The sequence below is a fragment of the Rhodococcus marinonascens NBRC 14363 genome (assembly GCF_001894885.1).
GTDB classification, from domain to species: Bacteria; Actinomycetota; Actinomycetes; order Mycobacteriales; family Mycobacteriaceae; genus Rhodococcus_F; species Rhodococcus_F marinonascens.
The window spans coordinates 257,334-282,278 of sequence record NZ_BCXB01000002.1 but is presented as its reverse complement, the minus strand read 5'-3'; the positions used below and the strand labels follow the sequence as shown (position 1 = coordinate 282,278).

Annotated in this window: 21 protein-coding genes; 14 read left to right on the top strand and 7 right to left on the bottom strand. The window is 64.0% G+C overall.

Annotated features, from left to right (window positions below; genetic code table 11):
• The first annotated feature begins 116 nt into the window (after positions 1–116).
• The 5 genes from RM2_RS03515 (at position 117) to RM2_RS03495 (ending at position 5,390) form a co-directional block, all read left to right on the top strand.
• A complete protein-coding gene (locus RM2_RS03515; RefSeq protein WP_245813716.1) occupies positions 117–809 on the top strand; it encodes a nucleoside/nucleotide kinase family protein in 693 nt (230 codons plus the stop codon).
• 68 nt (positions 810–877) lie between these two features.
• Positions 878–1,654, top strand: a complete 777-nt coding sequence (locus RM2_RS03510; RefSeq protein ID WP_072687490.1) for an ATP-binding cassette domain-containing protein — start codon at positions 878–880, stop codon at positions 1,652–1,654.
• 2 nt (positions 1,655–1,656) lie between these two features.
• Positions 1,657–2,763, top strand: coding sequence for an ABC transporter permease (locus RM2_RS03505; RefSeq protein WP_139277655.1), 1,107 nt, complete (start codon positions 1,657–1,659; stop codon positions 2,761–2,763).
• A gap of 64 nt (positions 2,764–2,827) precedes the next feature.
• Positions 2,828–3,796: an ABC transporter substrate-binding protein gene (locus RM2_RS03500; RefSeq protein ID WP_072687434.1), complete on the top strand. Its 969-nt coding sequence runs from the start codon at positions 2,828–2,830 to the stop codon at positions 3,794–3,796.
• A 127-nt stretch (positions 3,797–3,923) separates the two neighbouring features.
• Complete coding sequence (locus tag RM2_RS03495; RefSeq protein WP_072687433.1) at positions 3,924–5,390, top strand: mannitol dehydrogenase family protein; 1,467 nt, start codon at positions 3,924–3,926, stop codon at positions 5,388–5,390.
• 21 nt (positions 5,391–5,411) lie between these two features.
• On the opposite strand, the gene RM2_RS03490 is transcribed toward RM2_RS03495, so the two are convergent.
• Together RM2_RS03490 and RM2_RS03485 are read right to left on the bottom strand one after the other, a co-directional pair.
• Positions 5,412–6,449, bottom strand: coding sequence for a glutathione S-transferase family protein (locus RM2_RS03490; RefSeq protein WP_072687432.1), 1,038 nt, complete (start codon positions 6,447–6,449; stop codon positions 5,412–5,414).
• A 31-nt stretch (positions 6,450–6,480) separates the two neighbouring features.
• Positions 6,481–7,194, bottom strand: a complete 714-nt coding sequence (locus tag RM2_RS03485; protein WP_072687431.1) for a GNAT family N-acetyltransferase — start codon at positions 7,192–7,194, stop codon at positions 6,481–6,483.
• A gap of 132 nt (positions 7,195–7,326) precedes the next feature.
• Here RM2_RS03485 and RM2_RS03480 point away from each other — a divergent pair, with 132 nt between their 5' ends.
• The gene (locus RM2_RS03480) at positions 7,327–7,941 is read left to right on the top strand and encodes a PadR family transcriptional regulator (protein WP_245813715.1); all 615 of its coding nucleotides are present in this window, start codon (positions 7,327–7,329) and stop codon (positions 7,939–7,941) included.
• A 2-nt stretch (positions 7,942–7,943) separates the two neighbouring features.
• Entirely contained in the window at positions 7,944–9,455 is a 1,512-nt protein-coding gene (locus RM2_RS03475) for an MFS transporter (RefSeq protein ID WP_072687430.1), read from the top strand.
• On the opposite strand, the gene RM2_RS03470 is transcribed toward RM2_RS03475, so the two are convergent.
• On the bottom strand, positions 9,409–10,773 hold the full coding sequence (locus RM2_RS03470; RefSeq protein ID WP_072687429.1) for an FAD-binding oxidoreductase: 1,365 nt from the start codon (positions 10,771–10,773) through the stop codon (positions 9,409–9,411). The genes RM2_RS03475 and RM2_RS03470 overlap by 47 nt on opposite strands.
• A gap of 40 nt (positions 10,774–10,813) precedes the next feature.
• On the opposite strand from RM2_RS03470, the gene RM2_RS03465 reads away from it, so the two are divergent.
• From RM2_RS03465 to RM2_RS03455, 3 genes are all read left to right on the top strand, one after another.
• Entirely contained in the window at positions 10,814–11,617 is an 804-nt protein-coding gene (locus RM2_RS03465; protein WP_072687428.1) for an enoyl-CoA hydratase/isomerase family protein, read from the top strand.
• A 95-nt stretch (positions 11,618–11,712) separates the two neighbouring features.
• A complete protein-coding gene (locus RM2_RS03460; protein ID WP_072687427.1) occupies positions 11,713–12,939 on the top strand; it encodes a class I adenylate-forming enzyme family protein in 1,227 nt (408 codons plus the stop codon).
• Complete coding sequence (locus RM2_RS03455) at positions 12,936–13,901, top strand: adenosine deaminase (protein ID WP_072687426.1); 966 nt, start codon at positions 12,936–12,938, stop codon at positions 13,899–13,901. The genes RM2_RS03460 and RM2_RS03455 overlap by 4 nt, the downstream gene beginning before the upstream one ends.
• An 18-nt stretch (positions 13,902–13,919) precedes the next feature.
• Here RM2_RS03455 and RM2_RS03450 read toward each other — a convergent pair whose 3' ends face one another.
• The gene (locus RM2_RS03450; protein ID WP_072687425.1) at positions 13,920–15,236 is read right to left on the bottom strand and encodes a D-arabinono-1,4-lactone oxidase; all 1,317 of its coding nucleotides are present in this window, start codon (positions 15,234–15,236) and stop codon (positions 13,920–13,922) included.
• Between the two features lie 106 nt (positions 15,237–15,342).
• On the opposite strand from RM2_RS03450, the gene RM2_RS03445 reads away from it, so the two are divergent.
• Together RM2_RS03445 and RM2_RS03440 are read left to right on the top strand one after the other, a co-directional pair.
• A complete protein-coding gene (locus RM2_RS03445; RefSeq protein ID WP_072687424.1) occupies positions 15,343–15,987 on the top strand; it encodes a TetR/AcrR family transcriptional regulator in 645 nt (214 codons plus the stop codon).
• Between the two features lie 84 nt (positions 15,988–16,071).
• Positions 16,072–17,250, top strand: a complete 1,179-nt coding sequence (locus tag RM2_RS03440) for an amino acid deaminase/aldolase (protein ID WP_072687423.1) — start codon at positions 16,072–16,074, stop codon at positions 17,248–17,250.
• On the opposite strand, the gene RM2_RS03435 is transcribed toward RM2_RS03440, so the two are convergent.
• A complete protein-coding gene (locus RM2_RS03435; protein ID WP_072687422.1) occupies positions 17,235–20,696 on the bottom strand; it encodes a TM0106 family RecB-like putative nuclease in 3,462 nt (1,153 codons plus the stop codon). The two genes, RM2_RS03440 and RM2_RS03435, sit on opposite strands and share 16 nt — an antisense overlap.
• A 45-nt stretch (positions 20,697–20,741) precedes the next feature.
• Between RM2_RS03435 and RM2_RS03430 the strand changes: the two genes are divergently transcribed.
• Positions 20,742–21,365 (top strand): alpha/beta hydrolase, encoded by a 624-nt coding sequence (locus RM2_RS03430; RefSeq protein ID WP_072687421.1) that lies wholly within the window; start codon positions 20,742–20,744, stop codon positions 21,363–21,365.
• 122 nt (positions 21,366–21,487) lie between these two features.
• Complete coding sequence (locus tag RM2_RS03425) at positions 21,488–22,183, top strand: type 1 glutamine amidotransferase domain-containing protein (protein ID WP_072687420.1); 696 nt, start codon at positions 21,488–21,490, stop codon at positions 22,181–22,183.
• A gap of 70 nt (positions 22,184–22,253) precedes the next feature.
• On the opposite strand, the gene RM2_RS03420 is transcribed toward RM2_RS03425, so the two are convergent.
• Positions 22,254–24,041 carry an AMP-dependent synthetase/ligase gene (locus RM2_RS03420; protein ID WP_072687419.1) on the bottom strand — a complete coding sequence of 596 codons (1,788 nt, stop codon included), beginning with the start codon at positions 24,039–24,041 and terminating at the stop codon, positions 22,254–22,256.
• A 139-nt stretch (positions 24,042–24,180) separates the two neighbouring features.
• Complete coding sequence (locus RM2_RS03415) at positions 24,181–24,885, bottom strand: DUF8548 family protein (protein ID WP_072687488.1); 705 nt, start codon at positions 24,883–24,885, stop codon at positions 24,181–24,183.
• Positions 24,886–24,945: the final 60 nt, after the last annotated feature.

Sequence of the window (24,945 nt, the reverse complement as noted above, 5' to 3'; positions counted from 1 at the left end):
AGGCGATTGATCTCCACGAGGTGTCAGCGACAGGACCGCCGGTTATGTTTCAGCAAGCTTCAAGCGCCCGATTTCGAGAAGGCGCCGAAGGATGCAACGATGCTGTGGTCCCTGCCGTGAGTACGACGGCTGGCAAATATGAGCGTGACCCGATGATTCTCGCCACGACCGTGGACGAACTCGCCGATCGCGCCCGCACCATGATTGCGGGTGGAGAACGGCTACTGCTCGGTATCACTGGTTCGCCTGGCGCCGGAAAGTCGACACTGTGCGCGGCCCTCGTGGGAGCACTCGGGAATCAGGCCACACTGGTCGGGATGGACGGATTCCACCTGGCCAACGATGAGTTGGTCCGTTTGGGACGCAGGGACCGCAAGGGGGCTCCCGACACTTTCGATGTCGACGGATACATCGCAATGCTGAAACGGTTGCGCGATCAGGAGTCCCCAGTGGTGTATGCCCCCGCATTCGATCGTGGACTCGAGGAGCCCATCGGAAGCGCAGTTCCGGTCAGCAGGGATGTTCCCTTGATCGTGACAGAGGGCAACTACCTACTGATGGGCAGCGACGGCTGGGAATATGTGCGCCCCACATTGGACGAGGTCTGGTATCTCGACGCCCCCCGCCATGTGCGGGAAGGCCGGTTGATCGAGCGGCACCGGGCATTCGGGAAGACCTTCGCTCAGGCCCGGGAATGGACTCGCGAGGTGGATCTGCGCAACGCAGATCTCGTCGAAGCGATGCGTACGCGCGCTGATCTGATGGTCGAAGTACTTGACGACCTTGCCCTCGAGGACAGTCCGTGGTGACCGCAGCATCCCTGCCGGACAGAAGCACCGGCGCAGTCGCGACTGAAGTACACACCCAAGGAGTACCCATGACGAATGTTGCGCCCACTGCGACGCCGATCCTGGAAGGGCGAGGGCTGTCCCGCAGTTTCGGGAACGTTCGAGCACTGGACGGCGCCGATTTCGAGATCTATTCCGGCGAGGTCGTTGCTCTGATCGGTGACAACGGCGCCGGCAAGTCGACGCTCGTAAAGGCGTTGTCGGGAAACCTGAGTCTCGATTCCGGGCAGATTCTGTTCTCAGGCATGCCGGTCGACCTCAACAGCCCCAGTGTGGCAAGCGAAATGGGAATTGAGACCGTATATCAGGACCTTGCGCTCGCACCACACCTCAATGCCGCGCAAAATATGTTCCTCGGTCGTGAACTGCCTGCGGAGGGATTGCTCGGCCGCCTCGGCTTCCTTGATACCAAGACCATGCGAGAGCAGTCTCGCAAAGCCCTCGACGATCTCGGGGCAACCGTACGAACCCTGACCGATCCGGTCGGCGCGATGTCGGGCGGTCAACAGCAGGCGATAGCGATCGCGCGCGCCGTGGCATGGGCCAAGGGGGTGGTCTTTCTCGACGAACCCACTGCAGCGCTCGGCGTCGTACAGACCAAGAACGTCCTCGAAACGATCCAGCGAATCAGTAGCACAGGCGTGGCGGTGGTCTTCATCAGTCACTCCATGCCTCACGTGATCGAGGTGGCAGACCGGGTCCAGGTGCTGCGTCTGGGGCGGCGTGTGGCTACCTACGAAGCGAAGAACACTTCAATGGAAGAACTTGTCGGTGCGATGACCGGCGCAATCACCGGAGCGGCATAACGATGTCCAATCAAACTGCGACCCCTCCCGCCTCGCTGCCGACCGGTGATCCGGACGCAGCGGAATCAGCCGGTGTCAGATGGACCCCCGGCAAACTGCTGCGTATACCGATCTTCCAGATCCTGTTGGTGCTGTTGCTGATCTGTGCGGTGTTCGGTGCAATGGCGCCTGACACATTCCTCGCGTGGGGCAACATTCGGTTGATTATCCAGAACGTGTCGATCTTGGCGATCCTCGGTGTCGGTATGACCTTCGTGATTGTGACCAGCGGGATCGACCTTTCGATCGGATCTGTCCTCGTCTTCTCCGGCGTCGTCGCCGCCAAGACAATGCAAGCGATCGGCGGAGAAGGCTGGGGCACGGCCATCGTCGGGATCATCGCCGCGGTCCTGTCTGGTATGGCATGGGGCGCCCTCAACGGATTCCTGGTTGCCAAGGCGAAGGTTCCACCGCTGATTGTCACGCTCGGAACCCTAGGCGGCGCACTCGGTCTGGCGCAGGTGATAACCGGCGGCGTCGACATTCGTGACGTCCCACCGGTCCTGGTCGACACTATCGGCTACGGAAACCTACCCGCCACCTCCATCCCGCTCCTCTCGGTGATCGCACTGGTGTTCATCGTCTCGTTCTCTATCATCCTGCACCGCACAAAGTTCGGCCTCTATACCTACGCGATCGGGTCGAAGGAAGAATCCGCACGACGTGTGGGTGTCAAGGTCGACCGGCATCTGATCAAGGTCTACGCATTGTCGGGTACTCTTGCCGGCGTCGCCGGCATCTTGTCCCTGGCGCAGTACAGCACCACGGCAATCGCAGGGCAGTCTCAGACCAACCTGAACGTGATCGCCGCTGTCGTGATCGGTGGCACCAGCCTCTTCGGTGGTATCGGTACAATCTTCGGGACGATAGTGGGACTCTTCATTCCCGCGGTTCTGCAGAACGGATTCGTGATCATCGGTGTGCAGCCGTTCTGGCAGCAGGTCGCCGTCGGCGCAGTACTGATCATCGCGGTCTACATAGACCAACGTCGCCGTTCCGCCGCTTCACGCGGACGATCGGAGTCGTCGAAACTCTCTGCCCTGCGCAAACTATGGTCCCGAGGTCCGTAGTGAGTCCCGACATGTGCACGGATGCACCAACTCTCACCTACATCCAAACAGGAGTGTGTCAACAATGACGAAGAAGTCACGCAGGGTCGCCACGATATTCGCTCTCGGCGGCGCGGGTGCGCTGGTGTTGTCCGCGTGCTCCGGCGCAGGGGGAAGCGACACCAAGGAGATCGCCTTCATCCAGGGTGTCGCTGGCGATGAGTTCTACATCAGCATGCAATGCAGCATTGAACAAGAGGCCGCGGCCGAAGGGTTCACCGTCAACACTCAGGGACCTACCCAGTTCGACCCGACCTTGCAGAGGACGGTGCTCGATTCGGTGATTGCTTCCCGTCCCGACGCCATTCTCATCGCGCCTACCGATGCCACGGCTATGCAGGCACCCCTCGCCGCGGCGGCAAGGGAAGGTATCGAGGTTGTGCTCGTCGACGCTACCGTCGACGATCCGTCCTTTGCCGTGTCCCAGGTCGCATCGGACAATATAGGTGGTGGCGCCGAGGCATTCCACGCGATCCAGCAGATGAATCCGGACGGTGGAAAGGTTCTCGCGATGGACCTCTACCCAGGTGTTTCCACCACCAACGCACGAGCGGAGGGCTTTGAGCAGGCGGTCGCGCAGGATCCGTCATTCGACTATCTCGGCGTGCAGTACAGCCACAACGATCCGGCCGAGGCGGCCAGGCTGATGACCGCTGCACTGTCCCGGGATCCCGACATCGTCGGTGTCTTCGCTACCAACCTCTTCGCCTCAGAAGGCACCGCCACCGGTCTACGCCAGGCCAACATGCAGGATCAGGTCAAGCTCGTCGGCTTTGATGCAGGTCCGGCGCAGGTCGACCAACTGAGGGAGGGCACGGTGCAGGCGCTCATAGCCCAGGAGCCCGCCACGATCGGCAAGGACGGTGTCGAACAGGCCGTGGCCGCACTCGACGGCAGGCCGGTTACCGCCAGCATCCAGACCGGCTTCCAGGTGATCACCGCAGAAAATCTTGACACCGACGGCGCCGAGTGGGTGTACAAGTCGTCTTGTTGACCTGTAGCGATGGTGGTGTCTCCATCCTGCTTTGAGAATTGCAGCGAGGCGGGGGCGCCACCACTCTCTTGCCTCGCCGGCAAAAAGTCTCCGCACCAGCAAGTTTCATGAACAACCAAGGACTGTCATGACCTGTCTCAGTCGGCGTGCTCTCGCTACGCTTCCCGTTTCTGTTGAGACGCCGACCTATCGGGATGACGTGCAGATCGGAATTGTGCATTTCGGTGTCGGAGGGTTCCACCGATCGCACGAAGCGATGTACGTCGATCGGATACTAGCCGCCGGCCATACCGATTGGGGAATTTGCGGAGTTGGTGTAATGGCCGGGGACACCCGTATGCGCGATGTCCTGGAGAGTCAGGACTACCTGTACACCCTCGTCACCCGAGACACCGACGGCACTACCCATGCCCGCGTCATCGGCTCTATCGCCGATTTCCTCTATGCCCCGGACGATCCGCAAGCAGTGCTGGACCAACTCGCTGCATCCACCACGCGCATCGTTTCTCTCACCATCACCGAGGGCGGGTACAGCATCAATGATGCGACCGGTCGGTTCGACCCTAGTGATCCCGACACCCTCCACGATCTCACTTGTGGCGGCGAGTTGCCGCGTAGCGTGCTCGGATTCATCACCGCAGCGCTGGCTCGCCGCCGCAGCCTGGGTATTTTCCCGTTCACGGTCATGTCGTGCGACAACATCGAGCACAACGGGTCGGTCGCCCGCACCGCCGTAACGGCGTTTGCCGAGCGCAAGGATCCCGCGCTCGCAGCCTGGATCCGCGATACCGTGGCGTTCCCCAGTTCGATGGTTGACCGGATCACTCCGGTTACCACGACCGAGACCATCGGCACCGTCGCCGCGACCTTCGGCGTCGAAGACCAGTGGCCTGTTCAATCCGAGTCGTTCGAGCAGTGGGTGCTCGAAGATCACTTCACTCTTGGCCGGCCACCCTTCGAGCAGGTCGGTGTGCAAATCGTCGACGACGTGGAACCCTACGAACTGATGAAGCTGCGGTTGCTCAACGCATCGCATCAGGTCATGAGCTACCTCGGAATCCTGGCCGGGCACACCTACGTTCACGAAGTCTTCGACGACTCCGATCTGGACGCGTTCGTTATGTCGTATATGCGCAGGGAGGCTACCCCGACGTTGCGACCCGTTCCCGGAGTCGACCTCGCTCGATATCGCACCCAACTTCGGGAGCGATTCGCCAGCAACAGCATTCGCGACACTCTTGCTCGTCAGATTGTCAACGCCTCGGACCGAATTCCGAAGTTCCTGTTACCGGTTGCCTGCGAGCAACTCGAACGCGGCGGATCGATCGATCACATCGCTCTCGTCCTCGCTGCATGGTGCACCGTCATCGATAGCGAAGACTTGGATGTACCCCTGATAGACGGCCGCGGTGACCAGTTGCTCGAATTCGCCCGTCATGACCGTGACCGACCGGGCGCGTTCCTCGGGAACTCCACCATCTTCGGTGACCTCGTCACCAGTACCACGTTGCATGTCGCGTACTGCGCCGCCAAACAGGCACTGCACGAGCACGGCCCGCGTACCGCCGCCAGGTTGGTCACCGCAACCACCTGACCGTCGCGTAGGCAGGTCTGATTATGTGCCGTGGCCTGCGGGTACGACCTCGGTCGGCTTCGGTGGAGGTGGTGGCGTGCCATCCCCGAACGGTCGGCCGCCGAGTTGCTCGCGACCGTGCGGCGCGAGCCAACCAGACAGGTCTGGCCCCACCGGCACGATGCGGGTGGGGTTGATGTCGGTGTGGACCATGTAGTAGTGCTGCTTGATCTGAGTGAAGTCGATCGTGTCTCCGAACCCGGGCGTCTGGAAGAGGTCCCGCGCGTAGTTCCACAGAGCCGGCATCTCGTTCAGCTTGTTCCGATTGCACTTGAAATGACCGTGATACACAGCGTCGAAACGCGCCAGTGTGGTGAACAGGCGTACGTCCGCCTCAGTGATCGTGTCGCCGACGAGGAACCGGCGATCCGTGAGCCGATCCTCGAGCCAGTCCAGCCGCGCGAACAGGCTGTAGTAGGCGGACTCGTACGCTTCCTGGGATCCGGCGAAACCACACCGGTAGACGCCGTTGTTCACATCGTGGAACACGAGGTCGGCCACCTCGTCGATCTCGTCCCGGAGATTGTCGGGGTAGAGATCGGGCGCGCCGTTGCGGTGGTACTGCGTCCACTCCGACGACAGGTCGAGGGTTATTTGGGGATAATCGTTGGTCACCACCTGCCCGGTGGGCACATCGACGATCGATGGAACGGTGATGCCGCGCGCATAGTCAGGGAAGCGTGCGAGAAAGGCGTCCTGCAAGCGTGGGATCTTCAGCACGGGGTCGATACCGCCCGGGTCGAGATCGAAGGTCCAACTGCGCTTGTCATGGGTGGGTCCGCACAGACCCATCGAGAGCGCGTCCTCGAGGCCGAGGAGTCGGCGGACTATGATCGCGCGGTTGGCCCACGGACAGGCGCGAGCGACCACCAGGCGGTAGCGACCGGATTCGACGCGATAGCCGTCGCGGCCGTCCACCGTGATGCGGGTAGGGATGTAGCGGGTGTCACGGGTGAACTCGGCGTCGGCTTCCACGTAGGTGCCGTCTTCGGCGGTCCGATCTTCAGTTTGTTCTGTCATGGTCGACTCGTTCCCACAGCTCGATGTGTTCTTACAGCGTACTTCGCGAAATCGTGACCATGGCGTAGGTTCCGAGTTCCCGGTATCCCACGTGTGTGGCGAGTGTGCGTGCGGCCAGATTGTTTCGCGGTGAACGGTATTGGGCGATCAACCCGCTGTCGAGGGCATCGTCGGTAGCGATGCCTGCGATCTGTGCTCCGAGACCGCGGCGCCGGAACGCGGGTGCCGTCAGCGCCCCGACGTCGGCGAGGAAACCCTGGAACTCGGCGTAGCAGGCGGAGGCCATCGGGTGCTCTGCGTCGTCGAGGATCGTGAACCGCCGGTCGCGGCCACCGAGGTGCGCCTCAGCCACGTCGTCGGGTGGGCACGCTGCCTCGACCTGCCGGACGTGGTCTCGTTCGTACGAGACGAGGGGTGGCCGGCCGGTCACCGGTTCCTGGTATTCGGTGCCGAAGGAGAGGACCAGCGGGCCCGCGCAGCGTCCCGATCGGTCATGGGTGAGCGCGAGCAAAATCGCGGGTTCCGTCAGCTCATCCGGCGTGTGGTCGTCGGCACGCTCGATCGCCCATCGGGGGCCTACCAGTGCCGATGCCTCACCGAGACGGAGGAATCGGATGTTGTCCGCCTCGTCGTCCACCCGGATCGCGCGGCCGCCCGCATCCGGGTGGGAGGACAGTGCGTCGTCTGGGAGCCCCAGTTCGCGGGACCAGGCGAGCTCGATGATGTCGAGATGATGAGAGTCCACTCGCCCACGGTAGCCGTTTGTTCCTTCCCTGCCCGTGCTATATGTTCCACATTGAGTATTCGGCACGGAGTATTCGGCTCAGTGTATTCGGCACGGAGTACTCGACACGGACTATTGAAGGAGGTGGTGGTCGTGGCACTCACTCCGCTCGGCGTCACAATCCTCGGCTTGCTGTGTGAACGGACGATGCACCCGTACGAGATGTATCAACTTGCCACGGCCCGGCGGGGGTGTCTTGTGAAGATCCGGCCGGGGTCGCTCTACCACACCGTGGGCAGGCTCGAATGTGACGGACTGGTGCGCACCACCGGCACCGATCGGACGGGGAATCGTCCTGAGCGCACCATGTACGAGATCACGGAAACGGGCCGGAAGGCGCTGGTGGATCGAGTCAGTGACATGCTCGCGACATTGGGAAACGAGTTCCCGCAGTTCCCTCTGGCTCTGGCGGAGGCTCACAATGTCGACGCCGGCACGGTGGTGGAACTGCTTCGCGAACGCCTCGTTCACCTCGAACAGGCGATCAGCAATCTCGAGACCACTACCGCGGTCGCCCATTCCGTCGAGACACCCAGGATCTTCGTCTTGGGCGACGAGTATCTCCTCACCCTCGCCCGCGCCGAGCACCAATGGCTCAGCGCGTTGGTGACGGAAATCGACTGCGGTGACCTGCCATGGCTCACACCGGAACTCCTCGACCGCCTGACAAACTCACGCCGGCCTCGTTCCGGTTCGGAAAGGGACTGACAATGGATACCGAGCGCACCGCACCCGATGCCTCACCACCCGAGCATCGAAATCCGTGGCCGGCCCTGTGGGCCCTGGTCATCGGGTTCTTCATGATCCTCGTCGACAGCACCATCGTGGCGGTGGCGAACCCCGCGATCATGAGCGCGCTGAATACCGACATCAACAGCGTCGTCTGGGTCACCAGTGCCTACCTGCTGGCGTTCGCGGTTCCCCTTCTGGTGACCGGCCGCCTGGGTGATCGGTTCGGCCCGAAGAACATTTACATGATCGGGCTCATTCTGTTCACGGCGGCATCGCTGTGGTGCGGTCTGTCCGACACTGTCACCACACTCATCGTGGCACGGGTGTTCCAGGGACTCGGCGCCGCGCTGATGACGCCGCAGACGATGGCCGTCATCACTCGCACGTTCCCGCCCGACCGCCGTGGCACGGCGATGGGTCTGTGGGGCGCGGTCGCAGGCGTAGCCACATTGGTGGGACCGCTTGCGGGCGGGGTGCTCGTCGACAACCTCGGCTGGGAGTGGATCTTCATCGTCAACGTGCCGATCGGTGTGATCGCCTTCGTGCTGGCGTGGCGTCTGGTTCCGTCGCTCGAGACCCACAAGCACAAGTTCGATATTCCGGGCGTCGTCCTCAGCGCGCTCGGCATGTTCTTTCTCGTGTTCGGAATCCAGGAAGGCAGCACCCAGGACTGGTCGTCGACCGTGCTGGCATCGATCGCCGCCGGACTGATCCTCCTCGGTGTCTTCGTCTGGTATCAGTCGTGGAACAAGAAGGAGCCGCTGCTGCCGTTGGGGCTGTTTCGCGACCGAAACTTCTCCCTCGCCAACGTGGCCATCACCTCGATGGGTTTCGCGATCACCGCGATGGTGCTGCCGCTGATGTTCTATACCCAGGCGGTGCGTGGACTGTCACCGACCGCGTCGGCGCTGTTGTTGGTGCCGATGGCCGTCCTCACCGGGGTGTTCGCGCCTTTCGTTGGCAAACTTGTGGACCGGACGCATCCGCGGTACATCGCCGGCACGGGTTTCCTGCTGTTCGCCGTCGCACTGGGATGGTTGGCCCTGGTCATGACGCCCGACGCCGCGATCTGGGAATTGATGCTGCCCATCGGGCTGATTGGCCTGGCCAACGCGTGCATCTGGTCGCCGCTGGCTGCCACCGCAACCCATAACCTTCCGCAACATCAGGCAGGTGCCGGCGCCGGCGTCTACAACACCACACGTCAGGTCGGTGCGGTGCTCGGTAGTGCCGCGATCGGTGCTCTCATTACCGCCCGCCTGTCCGCCCAGGGGTTGAGCGGTGGAAGTTCTGAGGGGGGTGTGGGCGAACTGCCCGCGTTTGTGAAGGAGCCGTTCAGCACCGCCATGTCACAGTCGGTATGGCTGCCGGCGGCCATCCTGCTCGTCGGATTCGTCGCCTCGGTGTGCTTCGCGCGGCCGGTGCGCCGGAGCGAGACCGAGGTCAGCTCGGCTGCCGTACCCAGTCGGGAAACATCACTGCAGGGTTGAGGTAGTCGTCGGGATCGAAGGCGCGCTTGATCGCCCACATTGCGGCGATGTCCTCACGGCTGCGCGCGAAGTCGAGATAGTTCCGTTTGTGGGTACCGACACCGTGCTCGGAGGCGATCACACCCCCGTGATCGCGGACCAACTCGGCCACCGGGTGGTAGAGCACGGACTCGTCGGGGCAGCGGAGCACGTTGAGGTGTACGTTGCCGTCGGCAACGTGCCCGAACAGCACCGGAATGGCGCCTTGTACTCGATTCGACACCAGCGCGACGGCGTTCTCGACGAAGGCAGCGAGGGTGTCGAGGGGGAGTGCGGCGTCGAACTTGACCGGGGCGCCGAACAATCCGACTACCTCGGCGAAGGCCTCGCGTGCCGCCCACACCCGGGCGCGGCCGGCGGAATCGATCCCGACGGCGGGTTCGTCGTCGGGATCGCACCGTTCCAGAGCCCCGGCCAACTCCTCGGTGCGGTCCCACGCTCCCGCCAGTTCCACCAGCAGATACCACGGCAGTTTGGTGGGAACCGCGAATCCCAGGCGGGAGGAGGCCAATTCGAGGCCCCGTCCGTCGAGCATCTCCACCGCATCCACACCGTCGAGACGGCGGAGAACTCGCACCGCCTCGATCAGCTGGGACAGGTGCGCGAAGCCGGCTAGAGCGGCTACGCGATGCGCCGGGACGGGGTGGAGGGCGAGATCGGCGGCGGTGATCACGCCGAGCGTGCCCTCGCTGCCCGCAAACAATGCGGGCAAGTCGTATCCGCAGTTCTCGGCACTCACACGCCTACGGCGCCGGACGATCTCGCTGTCGGGAAGCACCACCTCCAGACCCAGCATCTGGGCAGCCATGTGCCCGAACCGCACGGTGTGCAACCCGCCCGCGTCGGTCGACACCATCCCTCCGATCGTCGCGGAGTCTCGGGAGGCGATGTCGACACCGAACAGAAGTTCTGCCGCGGCTACGGTCCTCTGCAGAGCAGACAGCGTGACACCGGCCCCGACGGTGACCCGCAACTCCTCGCGGTCGACGTCGCCGATCGAGGTCAGTCGCTCGGTGGACAGCAGCACGTCGTCGTGTTCCGGGACCGTGCCCGCCTCGAGGCCGGTGCGGCCACCCTGCACGGTGACCTTGACCCCAGCCCGACGGCAGATACCCAGGACCGCCGAGACTTCCGCGGTATCGGCGGGCCGGACGAGTGCGCTCGCCCTCCCACTGTAGCGACCCGTGTGGTCGGTGGCGCGGCTGGCCAGCACGTCGCGGTCGGAGGTCAAGAACCGTTCTCCGACGGCATCGGCCAGCGCCGAGCGCAGCGAGTCCACAACCCGATCGTAGGCGCGATTAATGTGGCAGTCTGGCGGGATGACTGAGCCTGCAGCCGCGAATCCCACCCGACTCGACCGTGTCCGCACCGACGCCGGCGCCGAGATGGCGATCCTGACTTTCGCCCACGGACCGCTCAACCTCTTCGACCAGTCGATGTTCGACGCTTTGCGGGCGGATGTCGCGGCTCTCACCGAGAGTCCGCCGCGCGCGGTGCTGTTGCGTGCCGAGGGGAAAGTGGTCTCGGCTGGGGTGGACGTGAAACTCTTCGCCGGGCTCACTGCGGAGTCGGCGGCCGACCTGTGGCAGGAGTTGTTCGCCGCGATCTGTCATCCTCTCGAGGTATTGCCGTGCCCCGTTGTGTACGCAGCGCATGGATTGACGCTGACCGCAGCCTTCGAGATCGCGCTCGCCTGCGACATCATCCTCGCCGCCCCGCGGGCGAAGTTCGGCCTCGTCGAGGCCGTCGTGGGCCTCACACCGTCGATGGGTGGTCCGCAGCGCCTGGCCGAGCGTGCGGGATCCAGCCGCGCCCGCGAGTTAGTCATGACCGGTGACCTCTACGACGCCACAACACTGCAGAGTTGGGGTGTGGTCAACGCTGTCCACGAGGACGTCGACTCCGCGGCACGTGCGCTCACCGCACGACTCGCAGACGGACCGACGCGCGCACACGACGCCACGAAGCAGATCATTTCCGCGTGGCGGTCGGGTGGAGTCGCGCACGCCGACTCGATCACGCCCGACGTGTCTGGTGCGTTGTTCGCGACCGACGACCTCCGCGGTGCGGTGCGCAGTTTCCTCGACGTCGGACCGGGTAAGGCGACGTACCAGGGCCGCTAGACCTCTTCTGCGCACTCCCCACACCTTGTGACCGACGTCTCATATAGTTGTGGCACCGTTCCGATCGCGCACCAGTGTCATCAGCGGAGGTACAGATGCCGTCATCTCTCGTCGAGTACTCGTGCAATGGCCCTTTCTTCCACGACGACAGGGTGGTCCGTGCTCACGACGGCATCCTCCGGTATGGCGGACTCAATCCGTCGCTCACAGAACTGCTCGACGTTGCCGTGCACCGCTACGCGGGCCGCGTAGCCGTTGAGGAAGACGGCGGTCGGTCGGTCACCTTCTCGCAATTGTGGAAGTCGGCGTCGCGGGTGGCAGGCGGGTTGAAGGAGAGAGGCGTCGAGATCGGCGACCGGGTCGCCGTTCGCCAGCCTGTGGCAGTGCGCTGGGTGGAGGCCTTCCTCGGAGTGCTGCTCGCCGGTGGTGTGCCTGTTGGAGTCAGTCCGGCGCTTGACGACACGCAGACCGGAATGGTGATCGCCGACAGCGCGTCGGTGCTGACCCTCGACGGTGAACTGCCGGAGGGTGTCTCGTACATCGACGACGGTGCCGGCCCCGAAGAGTTGGTGCTGCTGTCGTACGCTCCCGGCACCTCGGACTTCCCGAGGGGTGTGGAGTTGAGCAACGAGAATCTCCTGTCGACCATCGAATCCGTGATTTATGCGCGCGGCTTCAGCTCCGAGGGGCTGCGTAATCTGCTGGTCGATCCTGAACTGCATACGGTCGGATCGCTCGTTGAACTGCTGTCGACACTGGTAATCGGCGGGACGGTCCTGTTGACCGCGAGCAGCGATGCAGCGTCGTGGCGTGGAACTGGAGCCGACGTGCTCACCGCGTCACCCGCCGTTCTTCTGGGGGCAGTGGAGAACTCACGGGTGACGAGCTTCGGCCGCCGCGCAGTGCGCTGGATCGACTACAGCGGGGCCGGTCTGCCCGCCGAACAGGCGCGGTTGCTGCGCAGGATGTTCCCGGATGCGAAGCACATTCTCTGCTGGGGAATGACCGAGACCTGCGGCACAGGTCTGGCGCTGCCTGACGAATGTGCCCTCTCGCACGCGGGGAGTGTGGGAATTGCCTTCGGCGGTATGGAAGTGGCTCTGTTCGGTCCCGACGCCGCCCGTGGATTCGGCGAATTGCTCTGTCGTGGGCCGGGAGTGATGCGCGGGTACTGGAACAGCCCGGAGGTCACGGCGGAAAGTTTCACAGGTGACTGGTTCCACACCGGCGACACCGCGACTATCGACGGCGACGGATTCGTCCGTATCGTCGATGGCGACATCGCTGCCAAGGCGGTGCGAAAGGCAGGTATTACCCCGTGAGTTCTCCCGTCGCCGAGTTGCACATGCATATCGAGGGATCCCTCGAACCCGAGCTGATCTTCGAGATGGCCGAACGAAATTCCGTGCGGTTGCCCTACGCGGACCTAGATGATCTCCGCTCGCGATATGAGTTCACCGATCTGCAGTCTTTCCTAGACCTCTACTTCGCCAACATGCAGGTTCTGCGGACGGCCCAGGATTTCGCCGACCTCACGCGCGCGTACTTCGCGAGGGCATCTTCCGCCGGGGTCGCCCACGTAGAGTTCTTCTTCAATCCGCAAGCTCACGTCAATCGCGGTGTTCCGCTGCATGAGGTACTCGACGGGATCATGGACGCGGTGGCGGCCAGTGAACGGGAGTTCGGGCTGAGTAGTGCTGCCATCGCCGCTATTTTGCGGGACCGTCCGGTGCGAGAGGCGGAAGAAGTGTTCTCGGAGATCATCCGATTGCAGACTCCGATAGTCGGGCTGGGCCTGGACTCGGCCGAGGTAGGCAACCCCCCATCGTTGTTCGAGGACGTGTTCGCTCGCGCGCGCGCCGAGGGGTTGCATGTAGTGGCCCATGCGGGAGAGGAGGGCCCGCCGGACTATATCTGGCAGGCGCTCGATCTCCTCGGCGCCGAGCGCATCGACCACGGGGTTCGGGCTCTCGAAGACCCGGCTCTGGTAGCCCGGCTAGTGGATGAGGAAGTGCCGCTGACCGTGTGCCCGTTGTCGAACGTGAGGTTGTGCGTCGTCGACTCCCTGGCCGATCACCCGCTGAGGACCATGATGGAGGCCGGACTGCTGGTGACAGTCAATTCCGACGACCCCGCGTATTTCGGCGGATATGTGGACGACAATTTCTCCGCACTGAGGCACCAGATCGGTTTGACCGATGACGAGCGGGAAACCTTGGCACGCAACTCGATCAAGGCCTCGTTCGCGAGTGACGCACGTAAGGCGGAACTCCTACGCGGCTGACGATCCGGTCAGTCGAGGTCACCGACCGAGGACCTGCTGTAGGTATGCATTGTCGAACATGCGTTGCGGGTCGTACTTGTCGCGCACGGCCACGAACTCGTCGAAGTTCGGGTAGGCAGGCCGCAAGTCGTCGGCGGTGCGGCCGTGCATCTTTCCCCAATGCGGCCGGCCGTCCACGTCGCGGGCGATGGCCTCGACCGCGGAGAAATACCGCTCATGGTCGCGGCGGTGGTACTGGTGGACCGCGATGTACGCGGTTTCGCGCCCGTTCGCCGTCGAGAGCCACACGTCATCGGCGGCGGCGAACCGGACCTCGACGGGGAATGCCACTGTGAAGTCCGACTTCTCCACCCACTGGTCGATCGCCGCGAGCGTCTCGGGAAGTGCCTCGGCAGGAATGGCGTACTCCATCTCCCGGAACTTCACACGCCGCTCCGATGCGAAGACCCGATAGCTGCGATCGGTGAACTCGCGCGCGCTCAAGACGCGGGAGGAGAGGCGATTGATCTTGGGGATCGCCGAAGGCATGCGGGTGGCGAGCCGGTTGACGCCCTCGAACACGACATTGGAGAGCAGTTCGTCGTCGATGTAGGAGCGTATTGGGTGAATTGGCGACGTCGGAGTGTCACCGGACAGTCGGGTGTTGCGTTTCGTCAGCACGCGGCGGGTGTGAGGGAACCAGTAGAACTCGAAATGGTCGACGGTGCTGCGGTCGTGGTCGAGCCGATCCAGTGTGGCGTCCAATGACTCGGGCGCCTCGACGGCGTGCATCACGTATCTGGGAACACACCGGATCGTGACCTTCGACATGATCCCGATCGCGCCGAGTCCCAGTCGGGCCGCCTCGAACAGTTCGGGGTTCTGCGTGGGAGAACAGTCGGCCACCGAACCGTCTGCCAGTACGATCTGCAGGGCGCGGACCTGGGTGGCGAGACCTCCGAATCGAGCTCCGGTGCCGTGGGTTCCGGTGGAGAGTGCGCCCGCGATCGACTGCACGTCGATGTCGCCCAGATTGGTCATGGCGAGGCCGTGTTGCCAGAGTTGTTCGTTGAGATCGCGAAGTCGGGTGCCGGCAAATACGGTGACGAGGGCGCCGCCTGCCTCGTCGGGTGTCACGGAGTCGACCCCGGTTATTGCGTCGAGGCTCACGAGGATCCCGTCGGTGACGGCGACTCCGGTGAACGAATGTCCGGCCCCCACGGCCTTGACATGCTGTCCCTGCCGCGCGGCGCCGGAAACAAGAGCGCTCAACTCCTGGACTGAACGCGGAGTTGCGAAGCGTTTCGGATTCGCCGTCTCGGTGCCCGCCCAGTTGCGCCATGTGTCCTGTGTCATATGTTCATGAGAACATGGACGCCTGTCCAAGCAAAATTGTGGGGTAGCCCATCGGGGCTCCGTGTTGTTGACGACTCGGACACCGGGCAGGTTCTACGATCGAAGAATGCTGAAGAGACTTCCTGCGGATGAGCGTCGTGCCCAACTCGTCGAGTCGGCGTTGACCATCGCGGAGCAGCGCGGCGTCGCGTCGGTCACCGTGCGTGCGGTGGCGGAGGAGGCGGGTGTCTCCCTCGGTGTTGTGCACTACTGCTTCGAAAGCAAGGAGGAACTCCTCGCCGCGATGGGCGAGAGCCTGGTTTCGCAGTTGAGCGAGTCGACGCGCCTGGCGTTCGGTGAGGTGCGGCATGCTCCGAATCTGCGTGGAATCGCCGGGCTGCGTGAACTCCTCCACATCGGGATCAGTGGAATGCTGCCGATGATCGAGGCCACGCCGGGTCGCCAGCTACTGACGTACGAGATCACGGCCCAAGCGTTGCGGCAGCGTGCATTTGTGGCCGAGGGTTCCGCAGACATTGCAGGTCAGCAGTATAGAAAGATGGATGCGGAAGCCGTCGACTTCCTCTCGGCGTGTGCGAACATTGCCGGAGTGCACTGGGGGCCTCCCGTCGAGCAGATCGCGCGTTTCGGGTTGGCCTGCGTGGACGGTGTAGTGCTGCGGTGGCTGGTCGACAGGGATAGCGAGGCGATGATCGAGGCACTGGACGAGACGGTGCACGCTATCGCGGCGAAGGCTGTCGAACAGTCGTGATCGCCGACCGGCCATAATTGATCTATACAAGCGTCCAACTTGATGGTTGACTGACGCGACGGATTGAAAACGATTGGAAGAACTGTGACTCCCACGCTCGACCGTCTTATCGCCTCGACGACGGAGGTGGACCCGCCGTTGGCGGCGCTCGACCTTCCCACGTTGCGCGGCAATGCCGCCGATCTTGTGCGGCGTGCGGGCGGTACTCCCGTCCGGGTCGCCAGCAAGTCCGTCCGGTGCCGCGCCGTCCTGCAGGTTGCCCTGGGTGAGAAGCTGACGGGCGCAGACGGCTTCCGCGGGATCATGGCGTACTCGTTGCGCGAGGCGATGTGGCTCGCGCGACACGGCGCGAACGACATTCTGATGGGCTACCCGACCTCCGACCGCGGAGCACTCGCGGAACTATCCTCCGATCCCGAACTGTTGGACCGGATCACACTGATGGTCGACAGCGAAGACCAACTCGACTTCATACTCGATGCTGCCGGCACCACATCCCTGCGTGCCCGGTTGTGCATCGACGTCGACGCGTCACTGCGCCTCGGTCCCGTTCACATCGGTGTCCGCCGATCGCCGCTGCGCGAACCGGCGGCAGTCGCGGCATTCGGCAAGCGGGCCGACAAGAGGGGGTTCGCCGTCGTCGGCGTCATGTTCTACGAGGCGCAGATCGCGGGGCTGCCGGACACCAGCCCGCCGATCGGTTGGATGAAGAGGGCGTCGGCGAAGGAACTCGCGACCCGGCGCAGTGCTGTGGTAAACGCCGTGCAGTCCGAGGTGGGGGTACTCGAGATCGTAAACAGCGGTGGCACCGGTTCACTCGAGGTGAGTTCCGCGGACCCCGTCGTCACCGAGGTTACGGCCGGTTCGGGTCTGTACGTCCCGACGCTCTTCGACGACTATCGAGCGTTTCGTCCGCATCCTGCCCTCTATTTCGCGCTGGCGACGGCACGGCGGCCTGCGCCGAACATCGCGACCTTGTTCGGCGGCGGCTACATCGCCTCCGGTCCCGCGAGCGGCAGTCGTGTGCCCAGGCCGATGCGGCCGTCCAGGCTGAAGCTTCTGCGCAACGAGGGTGCGGGGGAAGTGCAGACCCCCGTCACCGGAAGGGCAGCAGCAACTCTCGGTATCGGCGACCGTGTGTGGTTTCGGCACGCGAAGGCGGGCGAACTGTGCGAACGGTTCGCCGAGGTACACGTAGTGGATGCGGACGGATCCCGCACCGCGGTGCCCACCTATCGCGGCGAAGGTCAGTGCTTCGGTTGACCGGTAAGCCGCATGAAGGCCCCCAGTTCGATCAATCCCTCGGGAGTGGTCGGCGTGTACTGCGTCAGCGATTCCGAACGGACGATGATCGCAGCCCACTTGCCGCGTGAGATGGCAACGTTTATCCGGTTGCGGGAGAGCAGGAACGACATGCCGCGCGGCACATCCTCGATTGCGGAAGCTGTCATCGAGACGATCGCGACGGCAGCTTCCCGTCCCTGGAACTTGTCGACGGTCCCGACCTCGACCTTCTCGAATCCGGCCGTGGCGAGGTCGCCTTCGATCAGTCTCACCTGCGCGTTGTAGGGCGCCACCACCAAGATGTCCGACTCGTCGAGGGGGCGGGTTCCCTCGAATTCGCTGGGGTCGGCCCAACGGAAGCCGAGCAGTTTCGTGATCCGGTTGACCACTTCCCGAGATTCCTCGGAGGATTGGGTTGCGTTGCCCTGGTGGTCGACGAAGGCTGTATGCACGCCCGCGGCCACGCCGTCGAGTCTTCTTGCAGCGGTGGTGGAGTCCTGTGAACTGAGCCTTCCCTCGTACGACAGAGTCGACACAGGCTCGCACAGCTGCGGATGCATCCGCCAGGTGCGTTCGAGGAAGTACCCGCGGCCCGCGGGCAGCGCCCCATGGCCCTCGGCCAGCCAACCGAGAGCCGACGCATCCACCTGTTCGGGGTGGGTGCCCTGGCTGACCTGAGGGAGTTGTTGAGGATCGCCGAGGAGAAGTAGATTGCGCGCCGCGCTGCCGACTGCAATGGTATTGGCCAGAGCGAATTGCCCTGCCTCGTCGATGACGAGGAGGTCGAGACTGCCCGGCGGTACGCGGTCGGTGTTCGCGAAGTCCCAGGCCGTCCCGCCGAGCACGCACCCCGTGCCCCCGGTCCGGTCGATGAACCCGGCGTAGTCGTTGGCGCTGATGTCGGTCCATGTCGCGGCGCCATGCCGCCCATCCTTCTTCGCCACGAGTTCGGCAGGTAGTCCAGCTTTGACGACGCCGCCGAGCATGTTCTCGATCACCGAATGAGACTGCGCGACGACGCCGATCCGCCAGTGGTGATTCTCGACCAGCGCCTTGATCACCCTAGCGCCGGTGTAGGTCTTACCGGTACCGGGCGGTCCCTGCACGGCGACGTAGGAGTCGTCGAGGTCGAGCAGTGCCGCAGTAATCGCTCCCGCATAGTCGGTGCCGTCGACTGGGGGTAGAGGATTGCCGCTCCTCGTCCGCGGGTCGGATCTGCGGAGGATGTCAACCGACGAGCAGCGTGGGAGTTCCGGCAGCGCCGAACACATGTCGGTTGCCGCTGCCGCGATGGAGGATTCGATGCGATCGGTGGTGATCGGCGGTCCGGGGGTGATCGCCATCGGGAGCTGTCCGTACTCCTCTCCGCTGAGGAGTTCTTCGACAGTCACGACGTCGCGGCGACGGCTGTCCTTTCCCACCGCAAGAACGTTGACCGTGCAGGTTCCGCGTTCTTGCGGGTCGTCGCTCGCCGCTGCTTCGGGGACGGGGTCGTCGTACAACGCATACATCGTGGTCTTGGGCCCGACCGTGCTGCCGGTCCCGAAACGACCGGTCAACTCAAGGCGTCGGCGAAGCTTACGCTGGCGTGGAGTGCTCTTGTGCCAGTCCTCCTCGACGACGGCCGAGGACACCAGCAGGACGTCTCGGACGTCCGAAAGGTCGTCGTGCGACGCGCCGAGCCGATCGAAGTGTGCCCACCAGAACGGCTTCCGCTCGCGTCGATGATAGCCGACCGCCGCCGCCATGAGGGCTGCTGCTTGCTGGTCGTGCCCACGGAACTCACTCGGGCCGGGTCCGGCGAATTCGCGCAGCGCCGTTTCGGCCGGGGTCGATTCGTCCGGCACCAGGGTCGGCGCCTCGCCCGGCGGACGGAATCCGATCTCGTGTGTCTCGGCCTGTTCGACCAGCCAGTCGCGCAGTTTCATCGTGGAATCGCAGTCGTCCTTGTTGTAGTCGGCGATACCCCGCAGTAGCGCGCGCGCCTCGTCATTCCGGCCGTTGTCGCGGTGTTCGCAGTAGTCGGCGTAGGCGACAAGGGACGCCGCGGCGTTGGTGACGTCGCCGTCGCGCGGTTGCTCGGGCATATACAAGGGCTCGAGCTTCTTGATGCTGTAGGAACGTGCACCTATCCGCAGGCTCGCCCGCACCACCGGATACAGATCGACGAGAACGTTCTCGCGGAGTAGGGAATCGACGGTCTCCTCGCTGACCCCGTGTCGTCCCGCCAGTCGCAACAGCGCCGACTTCTCGTACGCGGCGTAGTGGTAGATGTGCATGTTCGGGTACTGCCGGCGGCGTTCGGTGACGTAGCCGAGGAAGTCGACGAGAGCCCGCCGTTCCTCGGCGCGGTCGTGGGCCCACAACGGCCGGAACACCGAGTGGTCGGCAGAGCCCTCGACGACACCGAAGAGATATTCCAGACCCCAGTCCGTGGAACCGTTCTCGGCCCACAGTGGGTCCCCCTCGAAGTCGAAGAAGATGTCTCCGGCATCGGGTTTCGGGAGCCCGCCCAGTGCTTTCGCCCTGTGTACCTCGAACTCCGGGCGATCCGAAGACTCTTGGCGAATCTGCATTGCCGCCTGCGCGCGAAGGGATGCGAGGGTGTTCTCGGCCACACCGTCGACGCTGCCGGTGTGTGCCGCGAGCGCATCGAGGGTGCCGATTCCGGCCGCTATCAGTCGACTCCGCTGGGTCGAGCGCATTCCGGCCACGAGTAGGAGGTCGCGGTGGCTCTCGACCTCCGGTTCGCAGGTGTCGCACCGGCCGCACGCCGTGTACCGGGGGTCTCCCCACTCGGTGATTGCCTCCTCGCCGCGGTGCTCGTCGAGGATTCGTTCGAGTTCGGACCGCCGCGCCGAGTACACCGGCAAGATGTCGCCGAGCGGGTGTACAGAGTCGCTGTCATCGCCCAGTAGGAGATGAACCGATGGCGATGTGGGTACTCCGTTCTTGGCCAATGCTTCCGCGTACGCGGCGAGTTGGAGCAGTGCCGAGACCCTGGCGTGGCGCGACAGTTTGGTGTCGTACACGGCCCACGTGTCGCCGTCGCGGACCACGAAGTCGCAGAAACCGAGAAAGCGGCCGTCGAAGAATGTGCCTTGATAGACGACGTCGGCGCCGCCTCGGATTGCCTCGACCGTGGCGAGGTTCGCGTCGAACAGGTCGCGCCAGGTGCGCCCGGGGCGGTCGAAGGTGACCACGCCGTCGCCGTACTCTGCGCGGAACCGTTCGAGTCGGCGACGTTCATGGGCGTCACCGAGATCGGACGCGCGCCTCAACATCGGATCGGTGGAGTCACCGGATGCCTCGGCCCCGGCTGGTCCGAGCACCGCGTCCAGCTTGCGTAGCAAAGCGAACTCGCAGGTGGCGGCGGCGGCGATGTCGCTGGCGCTGTAGACGATGGTGCCATCGAGGAGGAACACAGGGGGATTGTGCCATCACAGTCCGACAGGTCGAGAATGGCAGCTATGCCATTCTTCGACGGCCATTCGGGGCGAGTCCACTACCGGCACTGGACAGCAGTAGGGCAACCGGTCGCACAGTTGGTGTTTCTCCACGGACTGGGGCAGCACACAGGTCACTATCATCGGTTTGCGCGTGGGGCGAACGCGGCACGAATCGGGGTGTGGGGACTCGATCAGGCGGGACACGGTCTTTCGGAGGGGGATCACCCCGGGCCCGTGGCTGATCTGGCTGAGGACGCGGCACTGCTGACACAGCTTGCCGCGGAGCCCGCGCGGGACGTTCCACTCGTGCTCATGGGGCATTCCCTCGGCGCTGCGGTCGCGATGGAACTCCTCCTTCGGCATGGGCTCGGGTTCCGGTCCGCCGTTCTGTGCGGGACCCCGAAGGACGCGGCAGTTCCGCAGACGGCGGATGCATTGCGGGCACTGAAGATGCCACTGCTCGCGGTCCACGGCGTGGACGACCGGATCGCACCGATCGATCCCGTCCGGGTGTGGGCGGCGGAGATCGTCAACCTCGAACTCCGTGAGTTCGAGCATGCCGGGCACGACCTGCTCCACGAGAAGATCCACCACACGGTGACGGAAGTAGTTCGCGACTTCGTCCTCGACCCAACCGCAGGGTGACGCACGCCGCTGGGTCGTTCTGGCGCACAGCGCCGGGTCGTTCTGGCGCACAGCGCCGTGGGAATATCGCTGACTCTCTCGTGTTGCACCACGAGTCCGCATAGTCGAATTAAGGATCCTTCATGACACGTGTGTTGTTCGTTGTCACCGCCGCCGACCATTGGACGTTGGCCGACGGGACGGCCCATCCGACCGGGTACTGGGCGGAGGAACTCGTCGAGTCCCACCGTGTATTCGAGGAGGCGGGATACGACGTCGTGATCACGACCCCGGGAGGTAAGGCGCCGGTTGTCGATCAGACGAGCCTGGCAGCCGAGCTGAACGGCGGTGAGGAACGTGCCGCGGAGTTGAAGGACTACCTCGCCCGACTGAAGCCGCGGCTCGACTCACCGGCAGTCCTCGAGGACTCCGACGTGAAGGACTTCGACCTGGTGTTCGTGCCGGGTGGCCACGGTCCGATGGAGGATCTGGCGGTGTCCGAATCGTTCGGCGATCTGCTCGTCGAGTTCCACGACGCCGGGAAACTGATCTCCGCCGTCTGTCACGCGCCTGCGGCATTGTTGCCGGCCAAGAAGGCGGACGGTTCATGGCTTTTCGACGGTTACGAGCTAACCGGGTTCACTAACGAGGAGGAGACACAGGCGGGTCTCGCGGAGAAGGCCCCCTGGCTTCTCGAAGACCGTTTGCGTGGACAGGGTGCGACATTCGATGCGGTAGATGCCTGGGCTCCGCACGTGGTGGTCGACCGCAAGCTCTACACGGGCCAGAACCCGGCGTCGTCGCGGCCACTGGCCGAACGCATCGTCGCCGACCTGTAGGGGCTGTGGACTCGTGCGCCTTCCCAGTAGCGGGAGCTACTGGGAAGGCGCACGTGCCCGGAGTCGCTTTCTAGGCGTAGATGGCCTCGATGGCCGCGCCGTGCTCCTTGTGGATGACGTTCCTCTTGAGCTTCAGCGTGGGCGTGAGTTCGCCGGTCTCCTGTGTGAAGTCGACCTCGAGTACCTTGTACTTCTTGATCTGCTCGGGGTTGGAGACCTTCTTGTTGCCCTCGGCCACGGCCTCGTCGATCTCGGCGATCAGGTCCGGATTCTTGATCAGTTCGGACACCGCAACGTCTGCGGGCAACCCGTGGCGTTCCTTCCAGCCCGGCAGGGTTTCGGCATCCAAGGTGACGAGCGCGCCGATGAAGGGCTTGCCGTCACCGACCACCAGGCACTGGCTGATAAGTGGGTGAGCGCGCAGAGCGTCCTCGAGGACCGCCGGTGCCACGTTCTTGCCACCGGCGGTGACAATGATTTCCTTCTTGCGGCCGGTGATCGAGATGTAGCCCTCTTCGTCGATCGAGCCGAGGTCACCGGTATGGAACCAGCCGTCATGGATTGAATCAGCGGTCGCCTGAGCGTTGTGCCAGTACCCGCTGAACACGACTGGACCCTCGAGGAGGAGTTCGCCGTCCTCGGCGATCTTGGCGGCGTGACCGTCGATTGGTTTGCCGACGGTGCCGACTTTCTGGTCGCGGGGCGTGTTCACCGAGATTGCAGCGCTGGTCTCGGTGAGGCCGTAGCCTTCGTAGACTGGTACGCCGATACCGCGGAAGAAGTGGCCCAGTCGCGCGCCGAGTGCGGCGCCACCGGAAACCGCGGTATCGCATTCGCCACCGAGTGCGGTTCGCAGCTTCGAGTAGACGAGCTTGTCGAACACGAGGTGCTTGAGCTTGAGAACCAGTCCGGCCCCACCGTTTTCCTGCGCTTCGCTGAACGCGATGGCCGTGGCGGACGCCTTCTCGAAGATGCTGCCCTTGCCGCCGTCGTACGCCTTCTGCTTGGCAGAGTTGTAGACCTTCTCGAACACGCGTGGTACGGACAGGATGAAGTGCGGTTTGAATGCGGCGAACTGGTCGAGCAGCGTCGAAAGGTCGGACGTGTGCGCGACGGTGACCTTGGCGTCGAACGCGCCGAACGAGATGGCGCGCGCGAAGACGTGCGCGAGCGGGAGGAACATCAGTGTGCGCCTGCCCGGGTACATCGATTCCGCGAGCGCCAGATTCACGGCCGCCGACTCCGCGTAGAAGTTGGAGTGCGTCAATTGCACGCCCTTGGGGCGACCAGTGGTGCCAGACGTGTAGATGAGGGTCGCGGCGGAGGAAGCGTTCACCTCGTGGCGACGCTGGTGCATCTGCTCGTCGGTGACGTCCTGGCCAAGCTTGGTCAGCTCCTCGATCGCGCCGCCGTCGATCTGGAAGACCTCACGCAGGTCCGGCGCCTCGTCGGTGACGACCTGCAAGGCTGCGGCCTGCTCGGCGTTCTCGACGACCAGAAGTGACGTGCCGGAGTCTTCGAGGATCCACTTCGACTGATCGGGTGCGGACGTCTCGTAGATGGCAACGGTGCAGCCGCCGGCAGTCCAGATCGCGAAATCGATGACGACCCATTCGTACCGGGTCGCCGAGAGGATCGCGACGCGGTCACCGAGTTCGATACCCGAGGCGATGAGTCCCTTTGCGACGGCGGAGACCTGCGCCGCGAATTCGGCGGCGGTGACGTCTACCCAACCACCGTTACGGGGCCTCTTGAAAGGAATGAACTTCGGGTCCTCCTCGGCGTGACGGAAGACCGTGTCGGCCATGGACGCGCCCTCTGGAATTGAGAACGACTGCGGTACCGAAAATTCGCGCACTGTGACCCCTCCACTGAAATAACATAACGAATGTGCATTTGATCACATCTGTCCCAGATTCGCAGCATGGGCCTTGTCCGCTACGCGCATGTTCACTCTGACCAGCGGGGATTATTGTAGCTCGGTCTGAACCCGCAACTTAGGCGGCCTCGTCGACGCGCCGCGAATTGGCCGAGAGCCAGCGACGGATCGCATAGTCCAACTGGTCCGGATCGACTCCGAGTTCGGCCGCCGTGGCCTCGAGAATCTCCTCTGCGTGGCTGGCGTCGGCGGTGCCGGAAATGCCGAGCGCCCCGCTGACGAAAATGTCTGCCACCCGATTCGGCCGGACCCCCGGTATCCCTGCCAGCATGAGGAAGTGCGCCCAGGTGACGTCGCTGCTCTCGCCGCAGACCTCGACCCACGCGTCGTGGATCTGCTCCAAGGCGGCCTCGTCGTGTGCTGCTTCGAGGAGGTCGTCGATGCTGTTGATGCGTAGTTGGTGTAGTCGCTCGGCGGCCTGCTGAATGTGCCGCGCCTCGATCTGCACGCCGGTAGCGCAATAGCGCCGTTTGTAGGATCCGACCTTGCCTGCCCACTGGTCGGAGCTTCCCGCCTCCTCGAACGTGCGGAGCAGGTCGCGGGCGCCGTCGGTGACGGGCTGATCGAGGCGTGCCCGGCGGTACGCCAGATAGCGATCGACGACGGCGGCCTCACTGTGCCCGGCCCTCGACTGGACCGATTCGATAATGCAGAGGGCGAGGCTGCGCCGATAGGCAACGGATGTGACCCAACCGGACGGGTCGCCCAATCGGTCGCGGCAGGCGGTTACGACGGTTTCGAGGGCATCGGCAGAGACGGTCACGAGATCCTCCAAAGGTAGGCTGTTCTGTGCTCTGCCCGACGTATCGGCACGGACTGCGGA